At 64.8% G+C, this 20,902-nt stretch carries 19 protein-coding genes; 4 read left to right on the forward strand and 15 right to left on the reverse strand.

The features are described 5' to 3' along the window. The first annotated feature begins 49 nt into the window (after positions 1–49). The gene (qcrA, locus tag QNO06_RS09585) at positions 50–1,081 is read left to right on the forward strand and encodes a cytochrome bc1 complex Rieske iron-sulfur subunit (protein ID WP_227911425.1); all 1,032 of its coding nucleotides are present in this window, start codon (positions 50–52) and stop codon (positions 1,079–1,081) included. 2 nt (positions 1,082–1,083) lie between these two features. Continuing rightward, on the forward strand, positions 1,084–2,769 hold the full coding sequence (qcrB, locus tag QNO06_RS09590) for a cytochrome bc1 complex cytochrome b subunit (RefSeq protein ID WP_227911426.1): 1,686 nt from the start codon (positions 1,084–1,086) through the stop codon (positions 2,767–2,769). A gap of 87 nt (positions 2,770–2,856) precedes the next feature. On the opposite strand, the gene QNO06_RS09595 is transcribed toward qcrB, so the two are convergent. The 8 genes from QNO06_RS09595 to QNO06_RS09630 form a co-directional block, all read right to left on the reverse strand. Further along, a complete protein-coding gene (locus QNO06_RS09595) occupies positions 2,857–3,414 on the reverse strand; it encodes a hypothetical protein (RefSeq protein WP_227911427.1) in 558 nt (185 codons plus the stop codon). A 41-nt stretch (positions 3,415–3,455) separates the two neighbouring features. Next, entirely contained in the window at positions 3,456–4,187 is a 732-nt protein-coding gene (locus QNO06_RS09600) for a GntR family transcriptional regulator (RefSeq protein WP_442860133.1), read from the reverse strand. A gap of 141 nt (positions 4,188–4,328) precedes the next feature. After that, complete coding sequence (locus tag QNO06_RS09605) at positions 4,329–5,297, reverse strand: 5'-3' exonuclease (RefSeq protein ID WP_227911428.1); 969 nt, start codon at positions 5,295–5,297, stop codon at positions 4,329–4,331. Between the two features lie 105 nt (positions 5,298–5,402). After that, entirely contained in the window at positions 5,403–5,804 is a 402-nt protein-coding gene (locus tag QNO06_RS09610; protein WP_227911429.1) for a cytochrome c oxidase subunit 4, read from the reverse strand. Next, complete coding sequence (gene ctaD / locus QNO06_RS09615; protein WP_227911430.1) at positions 5,801–7,528, reverse strand: aa3-type cytochrome oxidase subunit I; 1,728 nt, start codon at positions 7,526–7,528, stop codon at positions 5,801–5,803. The genes QNO06_RS09610 and ctaD overlap by 4 nt, the downstream gene beginning before the upstream one ends. 9 nt (positions 7,529–7,537) lie before the next feature. After that, positions 7,538–8,392: an aa3-type cytochrome oxidase subunit II gene (ctaC, locus tag QNO06_RS09620; RefSeq protein ID WP_227911431.1), complete on the reverse strand. Its 855-nt coding sequence runs from the start codon at positions 8,390–8,392 to the stop codon at positions 7,538–7,540. 181 nt (positions 8,393–8,573) lie between these two features. Then, entirely contained in the window at positions 8,574–8,954 is a 381-nt protein-coding gene (locus tag QNO06_RS09625; RefSeq protein ID WP_227911432.1) for a HesB/IscA family protein, read from the reverse strand. A 163-nt stretch (positions 8,955–9,117) separates the two neighbouring features. Continuing rightward, on the reverse strand, positions 9,118–10,527 hold the full coding sequence (locus tag QNO06_RS09630) for a dipeptidase (protein ID WP_227911433.1): 1,410 nt from the start codon (positions 10,525–10,527) through the stop codon (positions 9,118–9,120). 38 nt (positions 10,528–10,565) lie between these two features. Here QNO06_RS09630 and QNO06_RS09635 point away from each other — a divergent pair, with 38 nt between their 5' ends. Beyond that, positions 10,566–11,159, forward strand: a complete 594-nt coding sequence (locus tag QNO06_RS09635; RefSeq protein WP_227911434.1) for a DUF3043 domain-containing protein — start codon at positions 10,566–10,568, stop codon at positions 11,157–11,159. A gap of 91 nt (positions 11,160–11,250) precedes the next feature. On the opposite strand, the gene QNO06_RS09640 is transcribed toward QNO06_RS09635, so the two are convergent. Then, the gene (locus QNO06_RS09640) at positions 11,251–12,315 is read right to left on the reverse strand and encodes a quinone-dependent dihydroorotate dehydrogenase (protein ID WP_227911435.1); all 1,065 of its coding nucleotides are present in this window, start codon (positions 12,313–12,315) and stop codon (positions 11,251–11,253) included. A gap of 78 nt (positions 12,316–12,393) precedes the next feature. Here QNO06_RS09640 and QNO06_RS09645 point away from each other — a divergent pair, with 78 nt between their 5' ends. Next, entirely contained in the window at positions 12,394–13,395 is a 1,002-nt protein-coding gene (locus QNO06_RS09645) for an alpha/beta hydrolase (RefSeq protein ID WP_227911436.1), read from the forward strand. On the opposite strand, the gene QNO06_RS09650 is transcribed toward QNO06_RS09645, so the two are convergent. The 6 genes from QNO06_RS09650 to QNO06_RS09675 all read right to left on the reverse strand — a co-directional run bounded on the left by QNO06_RS09650 (position 13,392) and on the right by QNO06_RS09675 (position 20,891). Continuing rightward, positions 13,392–14,216: an isoprenyl transferase gene (locus QNO06_RS09650; protein WP_227911589.1), complete on the reverse strand. Its 825-nt coding sequence runs from the start codon at positions 14,214–14,216 to the stop codon at positions 13,392–13,394. The two genes, QNO06_RS09645 and QNO06_RS09650, sit on opposite strands and share 4 nt — an antisense overlap. Positions 14,217–14,251: 35 nt before the next feature. Then, on the reverse strand, positions 14,252–15,001 hold the full coding sequence (gene recO / locus QNO06_RS09655) for a DNA repair protein RecO (protein ID WP_227911437.1): 750 nt from the start codon (positions 14,999–15,001) through the stop codon (positions 14,252–14,254). 78 nt (positions 15,002–15,079) lie between these two features. Beyond that, a complete protein-coding gene (leuA, locus tag QNO06_RS09660; RefSeq protein WP_227911438.1) occupies positions 15,080–16,822 on the reverse strand; it encodes a 2-isopropylmalate synthase in 1,743 nt (580 codons plus the stop codon). Positions 16,823–16,999: 177 nt separating this feature from the next. Then, a complete protein-coding gene (locus tag QNO06_RS09665; protein WP_227911439.1) occupies positions 17,000–18,535 on the reverse strand; it encodes an LCP family protein in 1,536 nt (511 codons plus the stop codon). A gap of 117 nt (positions 18,536–18,652) precedes the next feature. After that, complete coding sequence (era, locus tag QNO06_RS09670; protein WP_227911440.1) at positions 18,653–19,582, reverse strand: GTPase Era; 930 nt, start codon at positions 19,580–19,582, stop codon at positions 18,653–18,655. Continuing rightward, complete coding sequence (locus tag QNO06_RS09675; protein ID WP_442860134.1) at positions 19,575–20,891, reverse strand: hemolysin family protein; 1,317 nt, start codon at positions 20,889–20,891, stop codon at positions 19,575–19,577. Before QNO06_RS09675 ends, era begins: the two co-directional genes overlap by 8 nt. Positions 20,892–20,902 lie beyond the last annotated feature (11 nt).

The raw sequence follows: 20,902 nt of genomic DNA on the forward strand, positions 1-20,902 counted from the left end.
TTACACATAGGTCTATAAATGCAGTTTCAAGAGAAGGATGAGGGGGATCATGGGCGACCATAGTCACGGCAGTCCGAACACCTCGGGCACCGTCGCTACGGCTGGCCAGGGAGAAGAGGAGAAGTTCCAGAATCCGGGACTTCCCCCGCACCGCCCTCGTCTAGCCGACACAAATCCCCGCGCCGAAAAGCGGGCCGAACGGCAGGTCGCAAGCCTGTTCGTCATCTCGGCCATTGGCACGATCGTATTTTTCGTGGGGTACTTCAGCATCCACCTGGATGATGCCAGCATCGCCACGCTGCGGCTGCAGAACATCCTGCTGGGTCTGGGCACGGCATTCGCCATGCTGGGCATCGGCGTAGGTATTGTCCACTGGGCCAAGACCCTGATGCCGGACCACGAAATCGTGGAAGAACGCCACGAGATCCGTCCCGAAGAGGACCGCGTTATTGCCGAGAAGATGGTGGGCGACATCATCGAGGAGACGGGCATCAAGCGCCGTCCCCTGATCCGCAACACGCTCCTCGGCGCCATGGTCCTGGCACCGCTGCCGGCGATCGCGGTCTTCCGCGACCTCGGCCCGCTGCCCGGCAATACCCTGCGCCACACCATGTGGGACGAGAACACCTACCTGACCCGGGACCCCAGCGGTACCCGGATCAAGGCTTCCGACGTCACCCTGGGCTCGGCGTTCCACGTCATCCCCGAAGGCCTGACGGAACTGGAAGAGCACAAGCTCGAAGAGAAGGCCAAGGCAGTAGTCCTGCTCATGCGCCTTAACCCGGAAGACCTCAACCCCTCCCCCGGGCGCGAGGACTGGGCCGTAGACGGCATCGTCGCCTACTCCAAGATCTGCACCCATGTGGGCTGCCCCGTGGCCCTCTACGAGCAGCAGACGCACCATTTGCTGTGCCCGTGCCACCAGTCGACCTTCGATGTCACGCAGGAATGCAAGGTCATCTTCGGCCCGGCCGGCCACGCACTGCCGCAGCTGCCCATCAAGGTCGACAAAGACGGCTACCTGCAGGCTCAGAGTGACTTCAAAGAGCCTGTCGGACCGAGCTACTGGGAGCGTGGTTAACCGTGAGTGTCCCCTCCGCTACGCCTTACGAAGCCAAGACCCGTCTTGGCCGCGTCACCAACTTCGTTGACTCCCGGGTCAGCGGCTCGGCCATGGTCAAGGAGTTCGGCCGCAAGGTCTTCCCCGACCACTGGTCCTTCATGTTCGGTGAAGTTGCGCTGTACTGCTTCGTCATCCTGCTGCTGACCGGCACGTTCCTGACCTTCTTCTTCGATCCGTCCATGGCGGAAACGCATTACGAAGGCAGCTACGTTCCGCTCAACGGCGTGGAGATGTCTGTCGCCTACGAGTCCTCACTGAATATCTCCTTCGATATCCGCGGCGGCCTCTTTATGCGCCAGGTGCACCACTGGTCGGCCCTGCTCTTCGTAGCGGCCGTCTCCGTGCACATGCTCCGCGTGTTCTTCACCGGAGCGTTCCGCAAGCCCCGTGAACTGAACTGGGTGGTGGGCGGCGTCCTGCTGATCCTCTCCCTCGCGGCCGGCTTCACCGGCTACTCCCTCCCCGATGACCTGCTCTCCGGCAACGGCCTGCGAATCATCGACGGCGTCATCAAGTCGATTCCCGTAGTGGGCACCTACATCAGCTTCTTCCTGTTCGGCGGCGAATTTCCGGGAACGGATATCATCGGGCGTCTTTACGTCCTGCATATCCTCCTGGTGCCGGCCCTGATCCTGCTGATGATCGCGATCCACCTCTTCATGGTGGTCATCCACAAGCACACCCAGTTCCGCGGACCCGGCCGGACCAACAACAATGTTGTCGGTTACCCGGTGGGCCCGGTCTACGCTGCCAAGGCCGGTGGATTCTTCTTCATCGTCTTCGGCATCATCGCCATCATTGCGGGCTTCTTCACGATCAACCCGATCTGGAACTACGGCCCGTACGATCCCTCCCCCGTGTCCGCCGGTACCCAGCCTGACTGGTACATCGGTTGGGTTGACGGCGCCCTGCGCCTGATGCCCGGCTTCATCGGCGGGTTCCCCTTCGAATGGGTCATCCCGTTCCCGTGGGGCGACAACACGCTCTCCCTGAACGTCCTGCTGCCGGCCCTGGTGCCTGCAGGCCTGGTCTTCACACTGCTGTTCACCTGGCCCTGGATCGAAGCGTGGCTGACCAAGGACAAGCGGGTGCACAACCTGCTCGACCGTCCGCGCAACGCTCCGTACCGCACGGCAGTCGGCGTCGCCGGCATCACGTTCTACTCGGTTATGTGGGCAGCTGCCAGCTCCGACCTCATCGCCACGCACTTCCACGTGTCGCTGAACGACGTGACCTACTGGCTGCGGGTCCTGCTCTTCGTTGGCCCGGTCCTGGCGTTCATCATCACGCGCCGCATCGCCCTGGCGCTGCAGCGCAAGGACCGCGAGATTGTCCTCCACGGCGTGGAGAGCGGACGCATTGTCCGTCTCCCGCACGGCGAGTACATCGAGGTCCACGAGCCGCTGGACGAGTACAAGCGCTACCGCCTGGTGGACTTCGAGTCCTACAAGGCACTGCCGGCCCAGCCGGGCGCCAACGGCAAGGTCTCCGGCAAGGAGAAGCGGCGGGCCAAGCTCTCGCGCTTCTTCTTCGAAGACCGCGTTGCCCCGGTAACGCCGTCGGAGCTTGAAAACGCGCACCACCACGAGTCGCCTGCCGAGGTCGAAGCCAAGGCTGACGACCAGCAGTCGATCGAACAGCACTAACTGCCGCAAGGCGCTTAGCGTAAAGGAAGGCCCCGCCGGATGTCCGGCGGGGCCTTCCTTGTATCTCTGCGATGTTCAGGCTGGTAATCAGGACAGAGTGAACGGCTCTTTGGAGGGCAGCGGGTACCGGCGGCGCAGCTGATCGGGATCGGCCACCGGCGCGGAACCGATGGTGAGCTTGGTGAAGTCCAGCAGCGGGTCCCGCAGCACAACCTTCAGTCCGGCCACGGCTTTGTTCACATCCGGAACCAGGCAGTAGATGTTCAGCTTCCGCGGCGCGAACTCGCTGTGGTCCACTTCCCCCAGCCCGCGCCAGAGGAAGTAGGAGGAGATAGCCTGGGTGGCCTTGTGCTCAAGGTACCGGTCCCGCTCAGTACCGGTGGCGGACTTCAGCGCGTACTGGGCGATGACCCAGTGCTGCTGCTCCGGATCCAGTTCCGCATAGCCGTCCTCTTCCGAGGCCACTGCGAAGGCGTGCAGGAGCCCCTCGGCTGCCTCTGGCGCCACGTCCTGAACCTTGGCTTTGCCTTCGTGGCCCACGGGCCCGGAGGTCAGCATTAGCTGCCCTTCGTCCTCCTCGTAGAGCGCTTCACGAAAGTGCAGTACTCCTGCTTCGTCGCGCTTGTACATCCTGATGGTTATCATTGCGGTGTTCCTCTTCCTGCTGTGGATTGTGGTGCCGCGGCCTAGGCGCGCGGAAGGCGGCGGGGATGGTACGAGCGCGGGGTGCGTACGCCGGGGCGCTGCAGCGGCACCCAGAGCTTGTAGCGGTCTGCGCGGTAGTAGGACACGGAGTAGTCCACCATCGCCCGGGAGACATAGGCATGCCGCTGGATCTTCAGGACCGGTGCACCCAGTTCTACATTCAGCAGCCGCGCAATGGACGCCGATGCGGCAGTGGCCTCGATGGTGTCCTCACCCCACTCCATCACCAGTCCGTACCGTTCTCCCAGCATGTTGTACAGCGAGGTGGGAGCCTCCTCCTCGAGGATCCCCGGGACGTAGTGGGCGGGAATGAAGTTCTCGTCCACGCTCATGGGTTCGCCGTCGGCCAGCAGCTGGCGCCTGAAGCGCACCACCGGCTGTCCGGGTTCAATCTGCAGCTCACGGGCCACCAGCTGGGACGCTCCGGTCTGCTCGAAGCTGAGCACATGGGCATCCGGAACCATGCCGCGGCGGTGCATTTCCTCGGAGTAGGAGGTTAGCTGGATCTGCAGGTCCATCTTCTTGCGTGCCACGAAAGTTCCCAGCCCCACGACGCGTTCCAGGACACCGTCGGCAACGAGGGCGTCTACGGCCTGGCGGATGGTCATACGGGCGACGGCGAAGTGCTCCGCCAGTTCCCGCTCGGACGGGATGATCTCCCCCGCACCGGCGTGGTCCTCCACGAACCGGCGGAGAATGGCCTGCAGCTGGATGTGCTTGGCGACGCCGGCTTCCGGATCGATGGATTCGGTCAGCAGCAGAAGCCGGCGGTTGCTCACTGGGAAGCTCCCTGGCCGGCCAGAATTTTCCGCATTCTTCTACTCCGCCCCTTCGACTGGGAAAACACGTGCCGTCTAAGGATACCGGGAGGTGTCCCCGCCCTGCTCCGCAGGATAGGCCGCCAGCGCGTGCAGGAACCGGTTGAGGGATCCACCCAGGTTCCAGCCGGAGCCGAGCCGTTCCAGGTCGGCGCGGGCCTGCGGACCAGGGGCATGCAGGCGCGCCCCAGCGGCCTCCAGCGCCGGAACGGGAAGGTCGCGCACCACATGCACCACGGCCGGTGCCGCCTGCAGGTACTCCCCCGCTGCGGCCAGCTTGGCGCGGACCGGTGCCGCCAGCCCGCTGCCCGGATCCGCCGCGGCCGCCAGCAGCCCGTCCAGGCTTCCGTACTCCCCCAGCAGCTGTGCCGCGGTCTTTTCACCGATCCCAGCCACCCCGGGCAGCCCGTCGGAAGCGTCCCCGCGCAGCGTCGCATAGTCGGCGTATTGGCCAGGCAGCACCCGGTACCGGCCCACCACAGATGCCTCCGTCAGAACTTCGAGGTTCTTCATCCCGCGTGCCGTATAGAGCACCCGTACCTCCCGGTCATCGCTGACCAGCTGGAACAAGTCACGGTCGCCCGTCACCACGTCCACCGGCGTTCCTGCCGACTGGGCGTAGGTGCCGATGACATCGTCGGCTTCGTGGTCATCGGCGCCCACCAGGGCAATGCCTGCCACTGTAAGGATCTCCCGGATCATCGGAATCTGGGCGGTCAGGCCCTCGGGCACGGTTTCAGTGTCCCCGTCCGGGGAAGCGGCTGCCACGCGTTGGGCCTTGTACCCGGGCAGCAGGGCAACCCGCCACGCCGGGCGCCAGCTGTTGTCCCAGCAGGCCACAAGGTGGGTCGGCCCATACTCGGTGCTCAGGCGGGCGATCATGTCCAGCAGTCCCCGCACGGCATTCACCGGGGTTCCGTCGGCCCGGCGGATGGTGTCCGGAATGCCGTGGAAGGCACGGAAGTACAGGGAGGCGGTATCAAGCAGCATAAGTCGGGAAGCCATATCCGCACCCTACACACCGGGGGCACGCAAAAAGGGAGGACCCGCAGTTTCCTGCGGATCCTCCCTGAGATGCTGCTTGTCTAAGCTGCCGTGTTCAAACCTGCCCTAGTGGGCGTGGTTTCCGCGGCTGTATTCGAAGACCCAGCCAACCAGTGCAATGACGGCAAGGCCGGCACCGATGAACAGGATCCACCAGCCAACTGCCATACCGAGGAATCCGATGGCAGCGGAGATACCCAGCAGCAGCGGCCACCAGCTCCACGGGCTGAAGAAGCCCTGTTCGCCGGATCCCTCATGGATTTCGGCGTCGAGCCGATCCTCCGGGCGGGGACCCACGCGGCGGCCGGTGAAGCCGATGTAGAAGGCGATCATGCCCGACATAGCTGCCGTCAGGAAGAGGGCGAGGTAACCAACGGGTTCCGTCCACTCCACCATGTAGCCGTAGACCACGCCGACAACCAGGAAGAACGGTGTCAGGTAGCTGAAGAGTTTAGTCTCTACCTTCATTTGACCTTTTCCTTCCGGTCACCGGGGCCGAAGACCTTGGCCGCAGCTGATTCGTCGGTAACGTGCTGCTGCAGTTCGGGGTGGTGCAGGTCCAGGGCGGGACGCTCCGAACGGATGCGGGGCAGCGAGGTGAAGTTGTGGCGCGGCGGCGGGCAGGACGTAGCCCACTCGAGGGATCCGCCGAAGCCCCAGGGATCATCCACTTCAACCTTCTTGCCGTGGCGCCAGGTGATGTACACGTTCCAGAAGAACGGGATCATCGAGGCGCCGAGGACGAAGGAGGCAATGGTGGAGAACTGGTTCATGGCCGTGAAGTTATCCTCCACCAGGTAGTCGGCGTAGCGGCGCGGCATACCAATGACGCCCAGCCAGTGCTGGATGAGGAAGGTGCCGTGGAAGCCGACGAACAGGAGCCAGAAGTGGATCTTGCCCAGACGCTCGTTGAGCATCTTTCCGGTGAACTTAGGCCACCAGAAGTAGAAGCCGGCGAACATCGCGAATACCACGGTGCCGAAGATCACGTAGTGGAAGTGGGCAACTACGAAGTAGGTGTCCGAGACGTGGAAGTCCAGCGGCGGGGAGGACAGGATGATGCCGGTCAGGCCGCCGAAGAGGAAGGTGATCAGGAAGCCGATGCTCCAAAGCATGGGGGTTTCGAACGTGATCGATCCCCGCCACATGGTGCCGATCCAGTTGAAGAACTTCACGCCGGTAGGCACCGCAATCAGCATTGTCATGAATGCGAAGAACGGCAGCATAACTGCGCCGGTCACATACATGTGGTGCGCCCAGACGGTCACCGACAGTGCAGCAATGGCGATGGTTGCGTACACCAGGCCCTTGTAGCCGAAGATCGGCTTGCGGCTGAAGACCGGGAAGATTTCCGACACGATGCCGAAGAACGGCAGGGCGATGATGTACACCTCGGGGTGTCCGAAGAACCAGAACAGGTGCTGCCACAGGATGGCACCGCCGCGCTCCGGATCGAAGATGTGCGCCCCGAACCGGCGGTCTGCACCGAGGGCGAACAGGGCTGCTGCCAGCGGCGGGAAGGCCATGAGGACCAGGATGGCCGTAACCAGCGTGTTCCAGGTGAAGATCGGCATGCGCCACATGGTCATGCCCGGGGCACGCATGCAGATGATGGTGGTGATGAAGTTGACCGCACCGAGGATGGTGCCGAAACCGGACAGTGCCAGGCCGAAGACCCAGAGGTCACCGCCGACGCCGGGAGAGAATGTCGTGCTCGACAGCGGGGTGTAGGCGAACCAGCCGAAGGATGCGGCACCCTGCGGGGTGATGAACCCGGCCACTGCGATGCTGCTGCCCAGCAGGAAGAACCAGAAGGCCAGTGCGTTCAGCCGCGGGAAGGCGACGTCGGGGGCACCGATCTGAAGGGGCATGATGACGTTCGCAAAGCCCGAGAACAGCGGCGTGGCGAACATCAGGAGCATCACGGTGCCGTGCATCGTGAACAGCTGGTTGTACTGGTCCTTGGTCTGCAGGATCTGCATACCCGGCTCAAAGAGCTCCGCACGGATGACCAGGGCCATCACGCCTGCGAGGCAGAAGAAAATAAATGAGGCAATCAGGTACATGTACCCAATCGTCTTGTGGTCAGTGGAGGTGATCCAGTTGACGACGATTCGTCCCTTGGAGACGGGTACTACGCGGGGTGCAACCCTGGTGCCGGAATCTTCCGAAGTGTATTCGAGAGTAGTCATAGCGTCCTCCTACCTCCTAACTTCGCTTGATTCTGAGTTGTACTGGCGGTCGTACTCGCCGGTCACCTGGCCGTCGGGCAAGGTGGCAACGTAGTCGTTGTAGTCGTCTTCGCTGAGGACCTCTACGTTGAAGAGCATTTCGGAGTGGTACTCGCCGCAGAGCTCGGCGCACTTGCCGTCAAAGGTTCCGGTCTTGCCGGTTTCCAAGGTGATGACGTTGGTGCGGCCCGGGTAGATGTCCATCTTCTGCAGGAACGCAGGCACCCAGAAGGAGTGCTGGACGTCGCGGGTGTTCAGCTGCAGTTCGATCGTCTTGTCGACAGGCAGTACCAGTGTCGGGAACTCGTCGGCAGAGACTTCCTGGCCGTCCAGGTTAACCTGGGTGCCCTGGTAGTACTTGTCTTCGTTGACGTAGTTGAAGTCCCAGGACCACTGCTTGGCGCGGACGTCTACGACGACGTCGGGATCATCACTGCGCTCGTTGATCGCCTGGATGTCCTGGTTGGTGAAGTAGAACAGCACCAAAACCATGAACAGCGGAACCGCCGTGTAGAAGATTTCCAGCGGCAGGTTGTAGCTGAGCTGGCGGGGGTATCCGGTCTCATTCTTGCGCCGGCGGTAAGCGACCATGCACCACAGGATCAATGCCCAGGTGAGGATACCTACAGCCAGGGCAGCAATCCATGAGTTGACCCAAAGGTCCATGATGCGGCCGGTGTGGTTAGTGGTGTCGCGGTCCGTAGGCAGCCAGCCCTTTTGGACTTCCGATGAACACCCCGATAAAAACAACGCGCCGGCCGACGTTACGGCTGAGATCTTTAAGATCCTGGCGCGTCGGCTGCTGGTTCGGTCCTGCGAACTCACAGACGGCCCTTCCTCTTGTTGCGTGCAAGTGCTGCCCGGCCGGGGACAAAAAAGTTCCCGGTTGCAGGCATTAGTTTTACTACTACGTGTAGAGCTTACCCGTACGGGCGGCCATCCAGTGACAGATCGCCGCCGCGCCGGGGAAATAAAGCTCTGCTTTTAGGGCCGTCGGGCCGGTGTGTCAGTGGAAGGAGTCTCCACAGGCGCACGAGCCGCCCGCATTCGGGTTGTCGATGGTGAAGCCCTGCTTCGAGATGGTGTCCTCGAAGTCGATGGATGCCCCGGAAAGGTAGGGAACGCTCATCTTGTCCACAATGACCTCGACGCCGTCGAAGTCCCGGACGGCGTCGCCGTCCAGGACCCGCTCGTCAAAGTACAGCTGGTAGATAAGTCCCGAGCAGCCGCCGGGCTGGACAGCAACGCGGAGACGGAGGTCCGTACGGCCCTCCTGCTCCAGCAGGCTGCGGACCTTCTGTGCGGCTACGTCCGAGAGCATCACTTCGTGCGTGGGCAGCTCAGTATCTGCCGCAGCGGTGATGTTTTCGCTGGTGGAAACGCTCATAGTTTCTCTCTTTCCTCAGCTGGTTTCCCGCTGGCAAGCCGTCGCGCCTGCCGCAGGCCGAAACCAGTGTCTCAATGGTACGTCCCGTATCCCCCAACGATCTAACAGATACCGGGGACTGATCCATTCCCCCGGTCATCCGTGCGCCCCGGCTGCCGGCCGATCAGCCTTCGCGTGCACCCAGGCGGGCCAGCAGCAGTGCTTCGGCCAGGATCGCGTTCCGGAAGTCGTTCAGGTCCAGCGATTCGTTGGCGCTGTGTGCCCGGGAATCCGGGTCCTCCACCCCGGTGATGAGGATCTGAGCGGACGGGAACAGCTCCACCAGGTCTGCAATGAACGGAATGGAGCCGCCCATGCCCGACTCCACGGGCTCCACTCCCCACGCGCGGCCCAGTGCCCACAGTGCGGTCCGGGCCGCACTGGCACTGGTGTCGGTGGCGAAGGCGTTGCCCTTCTCCCCCGGTGTGAAGGTGACCTTCGCGCCGAACGGTGCATTGGCCTGCATGTGGGCTTCAATGGCTTCCATGGCTGCTTCCGGGCTCTGGCCGGGAGCAAGGCGCAGGCTGAACTTGGCACGCGCCTTGGGCTGAATGGTGTTCGAGGACATCGCGACGGTGGGGACGTCGATGCCGATGATGGACAGGGCCGGCTTGGTCCACAGGCGGGAGGCGATTGACCCGGTACCGGCCAGCTGCACGCCGTCGAGCAGCGAGGAATCGGCGCGGAAATCGGCTTCGGGGTAGTCCACGGCCGCGTCGTCGGTGGCGACGAGCCCGGAGATGGCGACGTCGCCGTCGGCGTTGTGGAAAGTGGCGATCAGCCGGGCGAGCAGCGTGGGCGCATCCAGCACGGGACCGCCGAACATACCCGAGTGCACGGCGTGGTCCAGCACCTGGACTTCCACTGTGCCGTCCACCAGTCCGCGCAGGCTGGTGGTCAGGGCCGGAACGCCCACCTTCCAGTTGCCCGAGTCCGCCACCACAATGACGTCTGCGCGCAGCAGGTCCTGGTAGGTCTCCAGGAAGGTGCGGAAGGTCGGCGAACCGGCTTCTTCCTCTCCTTCAATGAACAGGGTGACGCCTACGCCGGACTCTTCGCCCAGGACGTCCTCCAGCGCACGCAGGGCACCGATGTGCGCCATGATGCCGGCCTTGTCGTCTGCAGCGCCGCGGCCGTAGAGCCGCCCGTTGCGTTCCTCGGCGCTGAAGGGATCGGATTCCCAGAGGTCCGGATCTCCCGGCGGCTGCACGTCGTGGTGCGCGTAGAGGAGGACGGTGGGAGCGCCGGGGCGGGCCGGGCGGCGGGCGACGACGGCGGGGCCGCCGGGCGTGCCGTTGTTGTCCACGCGGAGTACCTGCACGTCTTCGATGCCGGCTTCGCGGATCAGCTCCGCCACGGCGGCGGCGCTGCGGTTCAGGTGCTCGGGGTCAAAAGAGTCCCACGCGATGCCCGGGATGCTGACCAGGGACTTGAGCTGCTCGACGGTCCGCGGGAAGTCTGCGGCCACGCTGGCGCGCAGGGCGTCCTCATGGATCTGCGCGGGAATGGGGTCTTGTGCGGGGTTGGAAGTCATAGCCAAAACCCTACAATCTTTCACGGTATCCTTGGGGTGTGTTCGGACGAAAGAAAGAAGCGCCCACCGCGCAGGAAACTGTGGACCAGGCTGTCGCCGCTGAAGCCGGCGCCAGGGAACGTGCCGGCAAAGGCGCTCCCACACCCCGCCGCAAGGACCAGGAAGCCGCACGCCGGCGCCCCCTGGTCCCCGATGACCGCAAGGCGGCAAAGGCTGCTGCCCGCGACTCCATGCGGGCGGAACGGCTGAAGACCCGCCAGGCCCTGGACACCGGCGACGAGCGTTATCTTCCGCTGCGCGACAAGGGCCCCAACCGCAGGTTCATCCGCGACATTGTCGACGCCCGCCGCAACGTGGGCGAATACGTCATGATCGCGGCCCTGGTGTTCGTCATCTTCAGCTTCATCCAGAACGTAGATGTCCAGCTGTTCGTGATGGCCGCCTTCTGGGTGCTGATCCTGGCTGTTATCGCCGACAGCTTTATGCTGCGGCGCCAGATCCGCAAGCGTCTCACCTCAAAGTTCGGCGGTCCCAACTCCGGCGATGTCTGGTACGGGGTGTCCCGCTCCCTGCAGCTGCGCCGCTTCCGGCTCCCGAAGCCGCAGGTGGCGCGCGGACAGTACCCCGCCTGACCCGTTCCGCTTACCGGAAGGGGGAAGGGCCGACGGCGGCCCTTCCCCCTTTTTTTGTGCCTGCTTTCCAGGCCTGCTCTCCGGGCGCCGCCTAGCCGCGCGCCAGTGCCCGGTTGATGCGTGCCGCCCAGAACGGACCTTCATAGAGGAAGGCCGTGTAGCCCTGCACCAGGGTTGCCCCGGCAGCCAGGCGTTCCCGGACATCCGCTGCGGTTTCCACTCCCCCGACGGAGATGATCGCGCAGCCGCTGCCTTCCAGCCGGGCGTGCAGCCGGCGCAGGACCTCAAGGGAACGCCGTTTCAGCGGTGCACCGCTTAGTCCGCCGACACCGCAGGAGATCACCTGCTCCGGGTCCGTGGCCAGGTTTTCCCGCGTGACGGTGGTGTTGGTGGCAATCACCCCGTCCAGTCCCAGTGACAGCGCCAGTTCTGCGACGTCGTCAATATCCTCATCCGTCAGGTCCGGCGCGATTTTTACCAGCAGCGGCACATGCCGGCCCGCGGCGTCGTCCGCAGCATTGCCCACCTGCGTGAGCAGCGGCCGCAGGGAACTGATGTCCTGCAGCAGGCGCAGGCCGGGGGTGTTCGGCGAGCTGACATTGACGGCGAGGTAGTCCGCGTGCGGCGCCAGGGTGCGTGCACTGGTGAGGTAGTCCTGCACAGCGTCGGCCAGGTCCACCTTTTTCGTCTTGCCGATGTTGATCCCGATCACGGGACGGGGCTCACTGAAGGTGCGGGCCAGCGCCCTCCGCGCTTTGTCCAGGCGCGGGGCGACGGCGGCGGCGCCGTCGTTGTTGAAACCCATCCGGTTGATGACCGCACGGTCTTCGACCAGGCGGAAGAGCCGGGGTTTGGCGTTGCCCGGCTGCGCCTGCGCGGTGACCGTGCCTACTTCCACGTGGCCGAAGCCAAGGTTCGCCAGGGCGCCGATGCCGGAGCCTTCCTTGTCGAACCCGGCGGCCAGGCCGAAGGGCGAGGGGAAGGACAAGCCGAGGGCCTCGGTGCGCAGACCTGCCGCCGGCCGCATCAGGCGGCGCATCACGGGTGCTGCGGGAGTCCGGGCTGCGGCACGGATCAGCGCAAAACCGATCCGGTGGGCCCGCTCGGGATCCATGCCGGAGAAAACGAGGCGGAAGAAGGTGGGATAGATGCGCATACTCCAAAGAATTCCAGAACCTGCACGTCCGGCCAAACCCTGCCCGCCGCTGCTGCACGCTCCGCTATTGTCGAAGGCATGCACCACGATCAGCCGAACTGGAAACCCGACGTCCTGGGCGTTGGATTCCGGAGTATGACGCTGGACCTCGGGGCAGACGAGGAAGGCCCGCTGGTTGCCACCCTGGTCTCCTATGTACCGGTGCAGGCGGCACCGGTAAAGGGGACCGTGGATACCGTTCTCTACCTGCACGGCTGGAGTGACTACTTCTTCCAGGCGGAGCTTGCGCGCTTCTGGGCGGAACAGGGTGCGGTGTTCTATGCACTTGACCTGCGCAAGTACGGCAGGAGCCTGAGGCCGGGACAATCCGAAGGTTACGTGAGCGACCTCGCCGAGTATAACGCCGACATCGAAGCGGCGCTGGCCGCCGTCGCCGAGGATGTACAGGCCCGGTACGGTGCCGATGCAACAGTCCGGACCACGCTGATGGCGCATTCCACCGGGGGGCTGGTCGCCGCGCTGTGGGCGCACCGCAACCCGGGCCGGCTCCGGGCCCTGATCCTGAACAGCCCGTGGCTGGAAATCAGCGGCAGTTCCATGCTCCGCTTCGCCACCAGCGGGCTGGTGGAACCGGTGGCACGCCGCCGGCCCAAAACACGGTTGAAGATCCCCGAATTCGGTTTCTACTTCCGCAGCATCAGCGCCGAAATGGACGGGGAGTGGCCCGTAGACCCGGCCTGGCGTCCGCCCTTCAGCTTCCCGGTGCGGGCAGGCTGGATTCGGGCCGTGCTGGCCGGGCACGCACGCGTGGCCCGGGGACTGGACATCAACGTGCCCGTCCTGATGCTCGCCTCTGCGGCCTCCACCATCGCCCCCGCCTGGAATCCGCAGATGCTGCGCACCGACAGCGTCCTGGACGTCTCCCTGATGGTCCAGCGCGCGGTGCTGTTGGGTCCGGAAGTCACTGTGTACCGCTTCGACGGCGCCCTCCATGACACCTTGCTTTCCGCGCTGCCGGTCCGGACCCGCGTATACGCCGGCATCAAACGCTGGGCCTCCGCGTTTGTGTTCGGCGGCTAGGCCCCGGCGGCCTCATCTACTGCGGCCGGGTCGGCTGCGGCCTGGCCGACGGCGGCCTGATCGACGGCGCCGCCGTACCTGCGGTCGCGCCGGGCATAGATCTCCACCGCTTCCCACAGGGTCCGCCGGTCCACATCCGGCCAAAGCGTGTCCATAAAGACCATTTCAGCGTAGGCCGACTGCCAGAGCATGAAGTTGGAGAACCGCTGCTCCCCCGAGGTGCGCAGGAACAAGTCAACGTCCGGAAGGTCCGGTTCGTCCAGGTACTTCTGGATGGTCTTTTCGCTGATGGACCCCGGCCGCAGCCGCCCCTTCTGCACATCTGCGGCAATCGCGGCCACGGCGTCGGCAATTTCCGCCCGCCCGCCGTAATTCACGCACATGTTCAGCGTGCATACCGTGTTGCCGCGGGTGGCCTCCTCAGCGGTCTCCAGTTCCTTCACCACGCTCTGCCACAGCCGCGGGCGGCGTCCGGACCAGCGGATCCGGACGCCCCATTCGTTCAGCTGGTCCCGCTGGCGCCGCAGTACGTCGCGGCTGAAGCCCATCAGGAAGCGGACTTCTTCCGGGGAGCGTTTCCAGTTTTCGGTGGAGAAGGCGTAGACGGAGACGTGCCGGATACCCATTTCGATGGCGCCTGCCATCACGTCCAGCAGTGCCGCCTCGCCGGCGCGGTGCCCCTCGGTCCGGGGCAGTCCGCGCTGGTTGGCCCAGCGTCCGTTGCCGTCCATCACAATAGCCACGTGCGCGGGCACCAGCTCCGCTGGCACCGGCGGCGGCACCGCCCCTGAGGGATGCGGTGTAGGCCGGATAACCGGCATTGCCGGAACGGCGGAGGGGGTTTTTGAACGCAAGGTCAGACACGCTCCACGTGTTGAAGGGACCGCAGCACCCGTTCCAGGTGCCACTGCAGGTAACCGGCCACCAGCCCGGCGGATTCGTGCCGCGGCTGTGGTCCGGAAGCATCGGCCGCCGGCCAGTCGCCGCTGAGCAGCGCCGCCAGCAGCGTCATGGTTTCGGGGGACGGCGACGCCGAGCCGGGCGGGCGGCACACCGGGCAGACCGCTCCGCCCAGCGGCGCTGAAAAAGCGGTGTGCGGACCCGGCGCACCGCACCGGGCGCAGTCGGTGAAGCTCGGCGCCCACCCAGCCGTGGCCAGCGCGCGCAGCAGATATGAGTCCAGGATCAGTTCCGGGGCGTGCGCACCGCGGCTCAACGCGGCAAAGGCGCCGATCACCAGCTGGTAGTGCGCCTTGGCCGACTCGCCGTCAATGTCGGTGAGCCGTTCGGCCGTTTCGGCGACGGCGGCGGCGGCCGTGTAGCGGGCATAGTCGGATACTATGCCGTGCCCGTAGGCGCCCTTGGTCTGGGCTTGGGTAACGATGTCCAGGTTCCGGCCGTGCGAGAGCTGGAGTTCGGCCACCATAAAGGGTTCCAGCCGCGCCCCGAACTTGCTCGAAGTCCGCCGCACGCCCTTGGCCACGGCGCGCACCTGGCCGTGCTCGCGCGTCAGCAGCACGAGGATGCGGTCCGCCTCGCCCAGCTTGTGGGTTCGCAGGACCACGGCATCATCACGGTAGGTGCGGGATGCGAAGGATTTGGCCACCCGGCTATTTTCCCACGTCCGGACGCCCCGGCGGACACTGCCGCCGGGCGCGTCCGGACACCGTTGCGAAGGGCAGGATCAGCCCTGGTCCCGGATGGCCCGGTTGACCGCGGAAATGACCGCTTTCAGCGCGGACATGGTGGTGTTGGGGTCTATTCCCACACCCCACAGCACCCGCTCCCCCACCGCGAGTTCCACGTAGGCCGCCGCGTGGGCGTTTCCACTGGCCGACAGTGCGTGCTCGGTATAGTCCAGCAGGCGCACGTCAATGCCGTCCTGGCCGAGGATTTCCAGCAGTGCGGCAATGGGACCGGTTCCACTGGCCATCCGCCGCTGGGAGACGCCGTCAACACTCAGGGTGGCGGTCAGGTTGAAGCGGCCGTCCGCGGGTGTGTCGGCGTTCACGGAGATCAGTTCATAGTGTCCCCACGCGGCGGCGTCGGACTCCGGGGTGTGCGGCAGGTACTCGTCCTGGAACACCTTCCACAGCTCAGCACCGGTGATCTCGCCGCCGGCAGTATCGGTGCGGCGCTGGATGACGCCGGAGAACTCGATCTGCGCGCGCCGCGGCAGGTCCAGGTTGTGCTCGTTCTTAAGCAGGTAGGCCACCCCGCCCTTGCCGGACTGGGAGTTGACCCGGATAACCGCTTCATAGCTGCGGCCAATGTCCTTGGGGTCAATCGGCAGGTACGGAACGCCCCACGCAATTTCGTCCACGGTCTTGCCTTCGGCGGCGGCGTCTTTCTCCATGGCCTCGAAGCCCTTTTTGATGGCGTCCTGGTGGGAGCCGGAGAAGGCCGTGAACACCAGGTCGCCGCCGTAGGGGGAACGCTCGGGCACGGGCAGCTGGTTGCAGTACTCAACGGTGCGCCGGATTTCGTCCATGTCGGAGAAATCGAGCTGCGGGTCGATGCCCTGGCTGAACATATTCATGCCCAAGGTCACCAGGTCCACGTTGCCGGTGCGCTCACCGTTGCCGAACAGGCAGCCCTCAATCCGGTCCGCCCCGGCCAGGTAGCCCAGCTCCGCTGCGGCCACACCGGTCCCCCGGTCATTGTGCGGATGCAGGGAGAGGATCACCGAGTCCCGGCTGGCGAGGTTGCGGTGCATCCACTCGATGGAGTCCGCGTAAACGTTGGGGGTGGTCATTTCCACGGTGGCCGGCAGGTTCAGGATCATCTGCCGGTCCGGGGACGCTTCCAGCACCTCGGCGACGGCGTCGGAAATGCGTGCGGCGAAGTCCAGTTCAGTGCCGGTGTAGGACTCCGGGGAGTATTCATACGTGACGTCGACGCCGCGCAGCTGTTCCTCGTACTTTTTACACAGGCGGGCACCGCTGAGCGCAATGTCCACGATCCCGTCCCGGTCGGTGTTAAAGACCACCCGCCGCTGCAGGATCGAGGTGGAATTGTAGAGGTGCACAATGGCCCGGTCTGCGCCTTCGAGCGATTCGTAGGTCCGCTCGATCAGGTGTTCGCGGGACTGGGTGAGGACCTGGATGGTCACGTCGTCCGGGATCCGGTCGCCTTCAATGAGCTGCCGTACAAAGTCGAAGTCCAACTGGGATGCGGAGGGGAAACCGACCTCGATTTCCTTGAAGCCCATTTTCACGAGCAGGTCGAACATCTTGTGCTTGCGCTCGGGAGTCATGGGGTCAATGAGGGCCTGGTTGCCGTCCCGCAGGTCCACCGCGCACCAGCGCGGCGCCTTGGTGATGAGTTTGCCGGGCCACGTCCGGTCCGGCAGGTCCACGTTGATCTGCTCGTGGAACGGTACGTACTTGGACGTCGGCATGCCCGAGGGCTGCTGTGCGTTGCGCATGGTGTTGGTTTGGCCTTTTCTCGTCGATCATCAGAAACGGTGGCCGGGCAACACGAACTCCGCAGCGGGGGGTCGGCCTAAGCAGGTGCTTGTGGAGCCTCGCCGCGGCAGCTAAGGAGAAGGATCTCTGCGTGCACGTGATCACACTAACACGCAGGCGATCCCCCGCTTCAAATGTTAGTTTCCAAATGCGGACTGGCACGTAACCTGCGCAGCGGTCTGGCCGCTCAGGTCACCGACGTCGCCCAGGTCCTTCATGGCGGAGCCGGAGGCGAAGTCCGCTCCGATCTCCACGGAAACACCCGTGTAGGCCGCACTAAGGACCACCTGCACGTCCGGGATATTCAGGGTCCGGGCCACTTCCAGCGCCATCTCCTCATAGCCGTAACCATAGAAGATCTGCGTTGCCGGACTCTGCGTGGACGCCGTGCCGCCGGCCAGTGCCTGGACAAACCCCTTCGAGAGCAGGACTTCGGCTACAGCCTTGTCCCGTCCCGAAGCGCCGGAGGCGTTCACCAGCGTGACGGGCACAGTTGCCGGATCCACCACCGGAACCGTGGGCTCCTCTGTGACCGGCATGCCGGTGGCTGCGTCAGTAGAGGCATCCGTCGGGGTCCCGGTGGTTCCAGGTGCGGTGGGCTCTGCGGTCACACCCTGGTCGGAGACCAGTGCGTCAAAGAGCGGCTGCGCCTTTTCCTCGTCAAGCACGAGGCGGTTCGGGTCCAGTTCCCAGGGCACCACCGGAGCGGTCACGAACGCCACCTTGCCCAGGTCCACGTCCTTGAGCCGGGTGGCGAGGGAAACCAGGTCCGGAATCTGCGCCAGGCCCTCGTCCACGGTGAGGTTCTTGGTGACCGTCTCGGCCATGGAGTACAGCTTCGGCAGGTTGTTCAGCGTACCTTCGTCCTTGACCTTGCGGACCATGGAGGCCAGGAAGCTCTGCTGGGCGCGGATACGGCCTTCGTCGCCGCCGTTGCCGAATCCGTGCCGGGTGCGCAGGAACGCCAGTGCCTGTTCGCCCTGGACGGTGCTGACACCGGCGGGAAGATCCAAACCTGAAAGCGGGTCATTAACCGGCTGGTTGACGCACACCTCCACGCCGCCGAGCGTGTTCGACAACTCCTTCACGGCATCGAAGTCGGCCATCATGAAGTGGTCGATGGTCAGGCCGGTCAGTTCGTTGATGGCTGCAACCGTGCAGCCCGGGCCGCCGTTGCCCAGGGCGCCGTTGAGCTGGCCCAAGTCCATGGCGTCATAAACAACGCCGGAGGCCGGATCTTCACACTGGGGCAGCGGGACCAGCAGGTCGCGGGGGAAGCTCACCACGGTGACGTTAGAGCGGTCCGCGGAGAGGTTCACCAGCATCATCACGTCGGAGTTGTTCGAGTTCTGCCCGTCGCGGTTGTCGGTGCCCAAGACCAGGATCTGCATGGGATCGGTGTTGGCATCCACCTGCTCAACCGGAGCGTCACCCGAACCCAGGTTCAGCGGCTCGGTGTCAAAGTTGCCCTGCAGCCGCATGACCTGCACCACGCCGAAAACGACGCCGGCCACGAGGACCAGCGAAAGGAGGGCGGCAATACCCTTGAGGACCGGATGCCCGGCGGAGGCCCGCCGGGAAAGATGCCTGCCACCCGGTTCCGCGGAACCGCCTGTCCTGGCACTGGTATTTCCCAAGGGGCCGCCGCCCGTTGCGGCACGGCGAGATGACATAGCCGGTCCCCTTCATGAATCGATATGCTCAAACGAATGTACAAAGTGTACGGGCTGACCCTGTGAGTTACGCGGGGGCAGGCACCGTGGCGGCCGGAAGAGCCGGCCGGAGCGGAGCTAGAACCCCAGCTTCACCAGCTGCTTGGGGTCCCGCTGCCAGTCCTTGGCGATCTTGACGTGAAGGTCAAGGTACACCTTCGTGCCCAGCAGCGCCTCGATGCCGCGGCGCGCAGTTGTTCCAACGTCCCGCAGGCGGGACCCGCCGCGGCCGATGATAATGGCCTTCTGGGAAGAACGCTCTACGTACAGGTTCACGCGTACGTCCAGCAGCGGGTTCTCCTCGCTGCGGCCTTCGCGGGGAACAATTTCCTCCACAACCACGGCAAGGGAGTGTGGCAGCTCATCCCGCACGCCCTCCAGGGCGGCTTCCCGGACCAGTTCTGCCACCATAACGGCCTCGGGCTCGTCCGTCAGCTCTCCGTCCGGGTACAGCGGCGGCGAGGCAGGCATGTGGCCGGCCAGCACGTCCGCTACGGTACCGACCTGGAAACCGTCCGCAGCAGAGACGGGTACGACGTCGGCCCAGCCGGCCTCGCCCAGCACCTCATTGCCCAGCGCGGTGACAGACATCAGCTGCTTGGCCAGTGCCGCGCGGTCCACCAGGTCGGTCTTGGTGACCAGGGCAATCACGGGAGTGCGTTTCAGTGCCGCCAGCTGGGCGGCAATGTAGCGGTCGCCGGGGCCTACGGCTTCGTTGGCCGGCAGGCAGAACCCGACGGCGTCGACCTCAGCCAGGGTGTCAGCCACCAGCTCGTTGAGCCGCTTGCCCAGCAGGGTGCGGGGGCGGTGCAGTCCCGGGGTGTCCACGAGGATCACCTGTGAGTCTTCGCGGTGCACGATGCCGCGGATGGTGTGCCGGGTGGTCTGCGGCTTGGCGGAGGTAATCGCCACCTTGGAACCGACCAGCGCATTGGTCAGGGTGGACTTGCCGGCATTGGGCCGGCCCACCAGGGAAACGAATCCTGCGCGGAACTGCGGTTCAGTCATTACGGGGTACCAATTCTGTAGAGCGGGAGCGCGGGGCCGGGTTCTGGCCCTCATCGCTGGATTCTTCGGAGTCTTCCGGGGAAGCGGCCTTCCAGGCCAGGACATGTGAAACCCGGTTGCGCCGGCCTTCCAGGCGTTCGGCGTGGAGGACGATGCCTTCCACTACCACCTCGGAACCGACAATCGGGACGCGGCCGAGGGCTTTGGCCAGCAATCCGCCAACCGTGTCCACTTCATCATCCTCCAGTTCGACGTCGAACAGTTCGCCGAGGTCGTCGATGCCGGTTTTGGAGCTGACGCGGTAGCGGTTTTCGCCGAGGTTTTCGATTTCGGGGCGCTCCGAGTCGTACTCGTCGACGATTTCGCCGACGATCTCCTCAATGAGGTCCTCAAGCGTCACCAGCCCGGCAGTTCCGCCGTATTCGTCGATCACCACGGCCACGTGAGTGGATTCCCGCTGGAGTTCCTGGAGCAGTTCACTGACGGCCTTGGATTCGGGCACGTAGCGGACGCTGCGGGCAAAGTCTTCGACCTTTTCCACGGAGCCGCGCTCGGGATCGCTGTGGATCCGGGCGGCTACGTCCTTGAGGTAGAGGATGCCCACCAGGTGGTCGGCGCTGTCTTCGATGACCGGCACCCGGGAGTATCCCGAACGCAGGAACAGGGACATGGCCTGGCGCAGGGTGCTGCCGGCTTCGATGCAGACCATGTCGGTGCGGGGAACCATCACCGAGCGGACCTTGGTGTCACCGAGTTCGAAGACGGAATGGATCAGTTCCGCTTCGGTGTCTTCGATCATGTCCGCATCGGAGGCGCGGTCCAACAGCTCCCGGAATTCCTCTTCGGTAAAGAAGGCGGCATCCGGGCCCTGGGTGCCGGGAGCCACGGCCGTGCCCAGCCGCACCAGCCAGCCGGGGATCGGACCCAGGACGGCGCGCAGCACGCGGACCAGTCCGGCGGTGAGGACCACGACGGCGGTAACGTGCTTGCGTCCAATCTGCCGCGGGGACACCCCCACCAGGACAAAGCCGACGGCGGCCATGGTGACGGTCGCCAGCAGCCCGGCCAGCCAGATGTTGTCCAGCAGCAGCTGGAACAGCGTGGCCACGGAAACCGCCATCGCCATTTCGAACCAGACGCGCCAGAACCGCAGCGCGTGCATGTGCGCCACGGGGTGTGCCAGGATGCGGCGCAGCGGTGCGCCTGCCTTGCCGTGAAGCAGCGCCTCGGCGTCCTGGCGGGGCAGGTAGCCGTACGCCGATTCGGCTGCGGTCAGCAGCCCGGCCAGGACCATAAAGGCCATGGCCATAACAACAAGGA

Origin of the sequence: Arthrobacter sp. zg-Y20, assembly GCF_030142075.1 — a bacterium.
In the GTDB taxonomy this organism is placed as follows: domain Bacteria; phylum Actinomycetota; class Actinomycetes; order Actinomycetales; family Micrococcaceae; genus Arthrobacter_B.

What these genes read in the sequence shown, in the direction of transcription:
- ctaD (WP_227911430.1), bottom strand. Translation starts at nt 7,528, where the DNA reads ATGACTACTCTCGAATACACTTCGGAAGATTCCGGCACCAGGGTTGCA.
- QNO06_RS09630 (WP_227911433.1), bottom strand. Translation starts at nt 10,527, where the DNA reads ATGACTTCCAACCCCGCACAAGACCCCATTCCCGCGCAGATCCATGAG.
- QNO06_RS09605 (WP_227911428.1), bottom strand. Translation starts at nt 5,297, where the DNA reads ATGGCTTCCCGACTTATGCTGCTTGATACCGCCTCCCTGTACTTCCGT.
- QNO06_RS09645 (WP_227911436.1), top strand. Translation starts at nt 12,394, where the DNA reads ATGCACCACGATCAGCCGAACTGGAAACCCGACGTCCTGGGCGTTGGA.
- QNO06_RS09610 (WP_227911429.1), bottom strand. Translation starts at nt 5,804, where the DNA reads ATGAAGGTAGAGACTAAACTCTTCAGCTACCTGACACCGTTCTTCCTG.
- QNO06_RS09665 (WP_227911439.1), bottom strand. Translation starts at nt 18,535, where the DNA reads ATGTCATCTCGCCGTGCCGCAACGGGCGGCGGCCCCTTGGGAAATACC.
- qcrA (WP_227911425.1), top strand. Translation starts at nt 50, where the DNA reads ATGGGCGACCATAGTCACGGCAGTCCGAACACCTCGGGCACCGTCGCT.
- QNO06_RS09640 (WP_227911435.1), bottom strand. Translation starts at nt 12,315, where the DNA reads ATGCGCATCTATCCCACCTTCTTCCGCCTCGTTTTCTCCGGCATGGAT.
- leuA (WP_227911438.1), bottom strand. Translation starts at nt 16,822, where the DNA reads ATGCGCAACGCACAGCAGCCCTCGGGCATGCCGACGTCCAAGTACGTA.
- era (WP_227911440.1), bottom strand. Translation starts at nt 19,582, where the DNA reads ATGACTGAACCGCAGTTCCGCGCAGGATTCGTTTCCCTGGTGGGCCGG.
- QNO06_RS09650 (WP_227911589.1), bottom strand. Translation starts at nt 14,216, where the DNA reads ATGCCGGTTATCCGGCCTACACCGCATCCCTCAGGGGCGGTGCCGCCG.
- QNO06_RS09625 (WP_227911432.1), bottom strand. Translation starts at nt 8,954, where the DNA reads ATGAGCGTTTCCACCAGCGAAAACATCACCGCTGCGGCAGATACTGAG.
- QNO06_RS09595 (WP_227911427.1), bottom strand. Translation starts at nt 3,414, where the DNA reads ATGATAACCATCAGGATGTACAAGCGCGACGAAGCAGGAGTACTGCAC.
- QNO06_RS09675 (WP_442860134.1), bottom strand. Translation starts at nt 20,891, where the DNA reads ATGGCCATGGCCTTTATGGTCCTGGCCGGGCTGCTGACCGCAGCCGAA.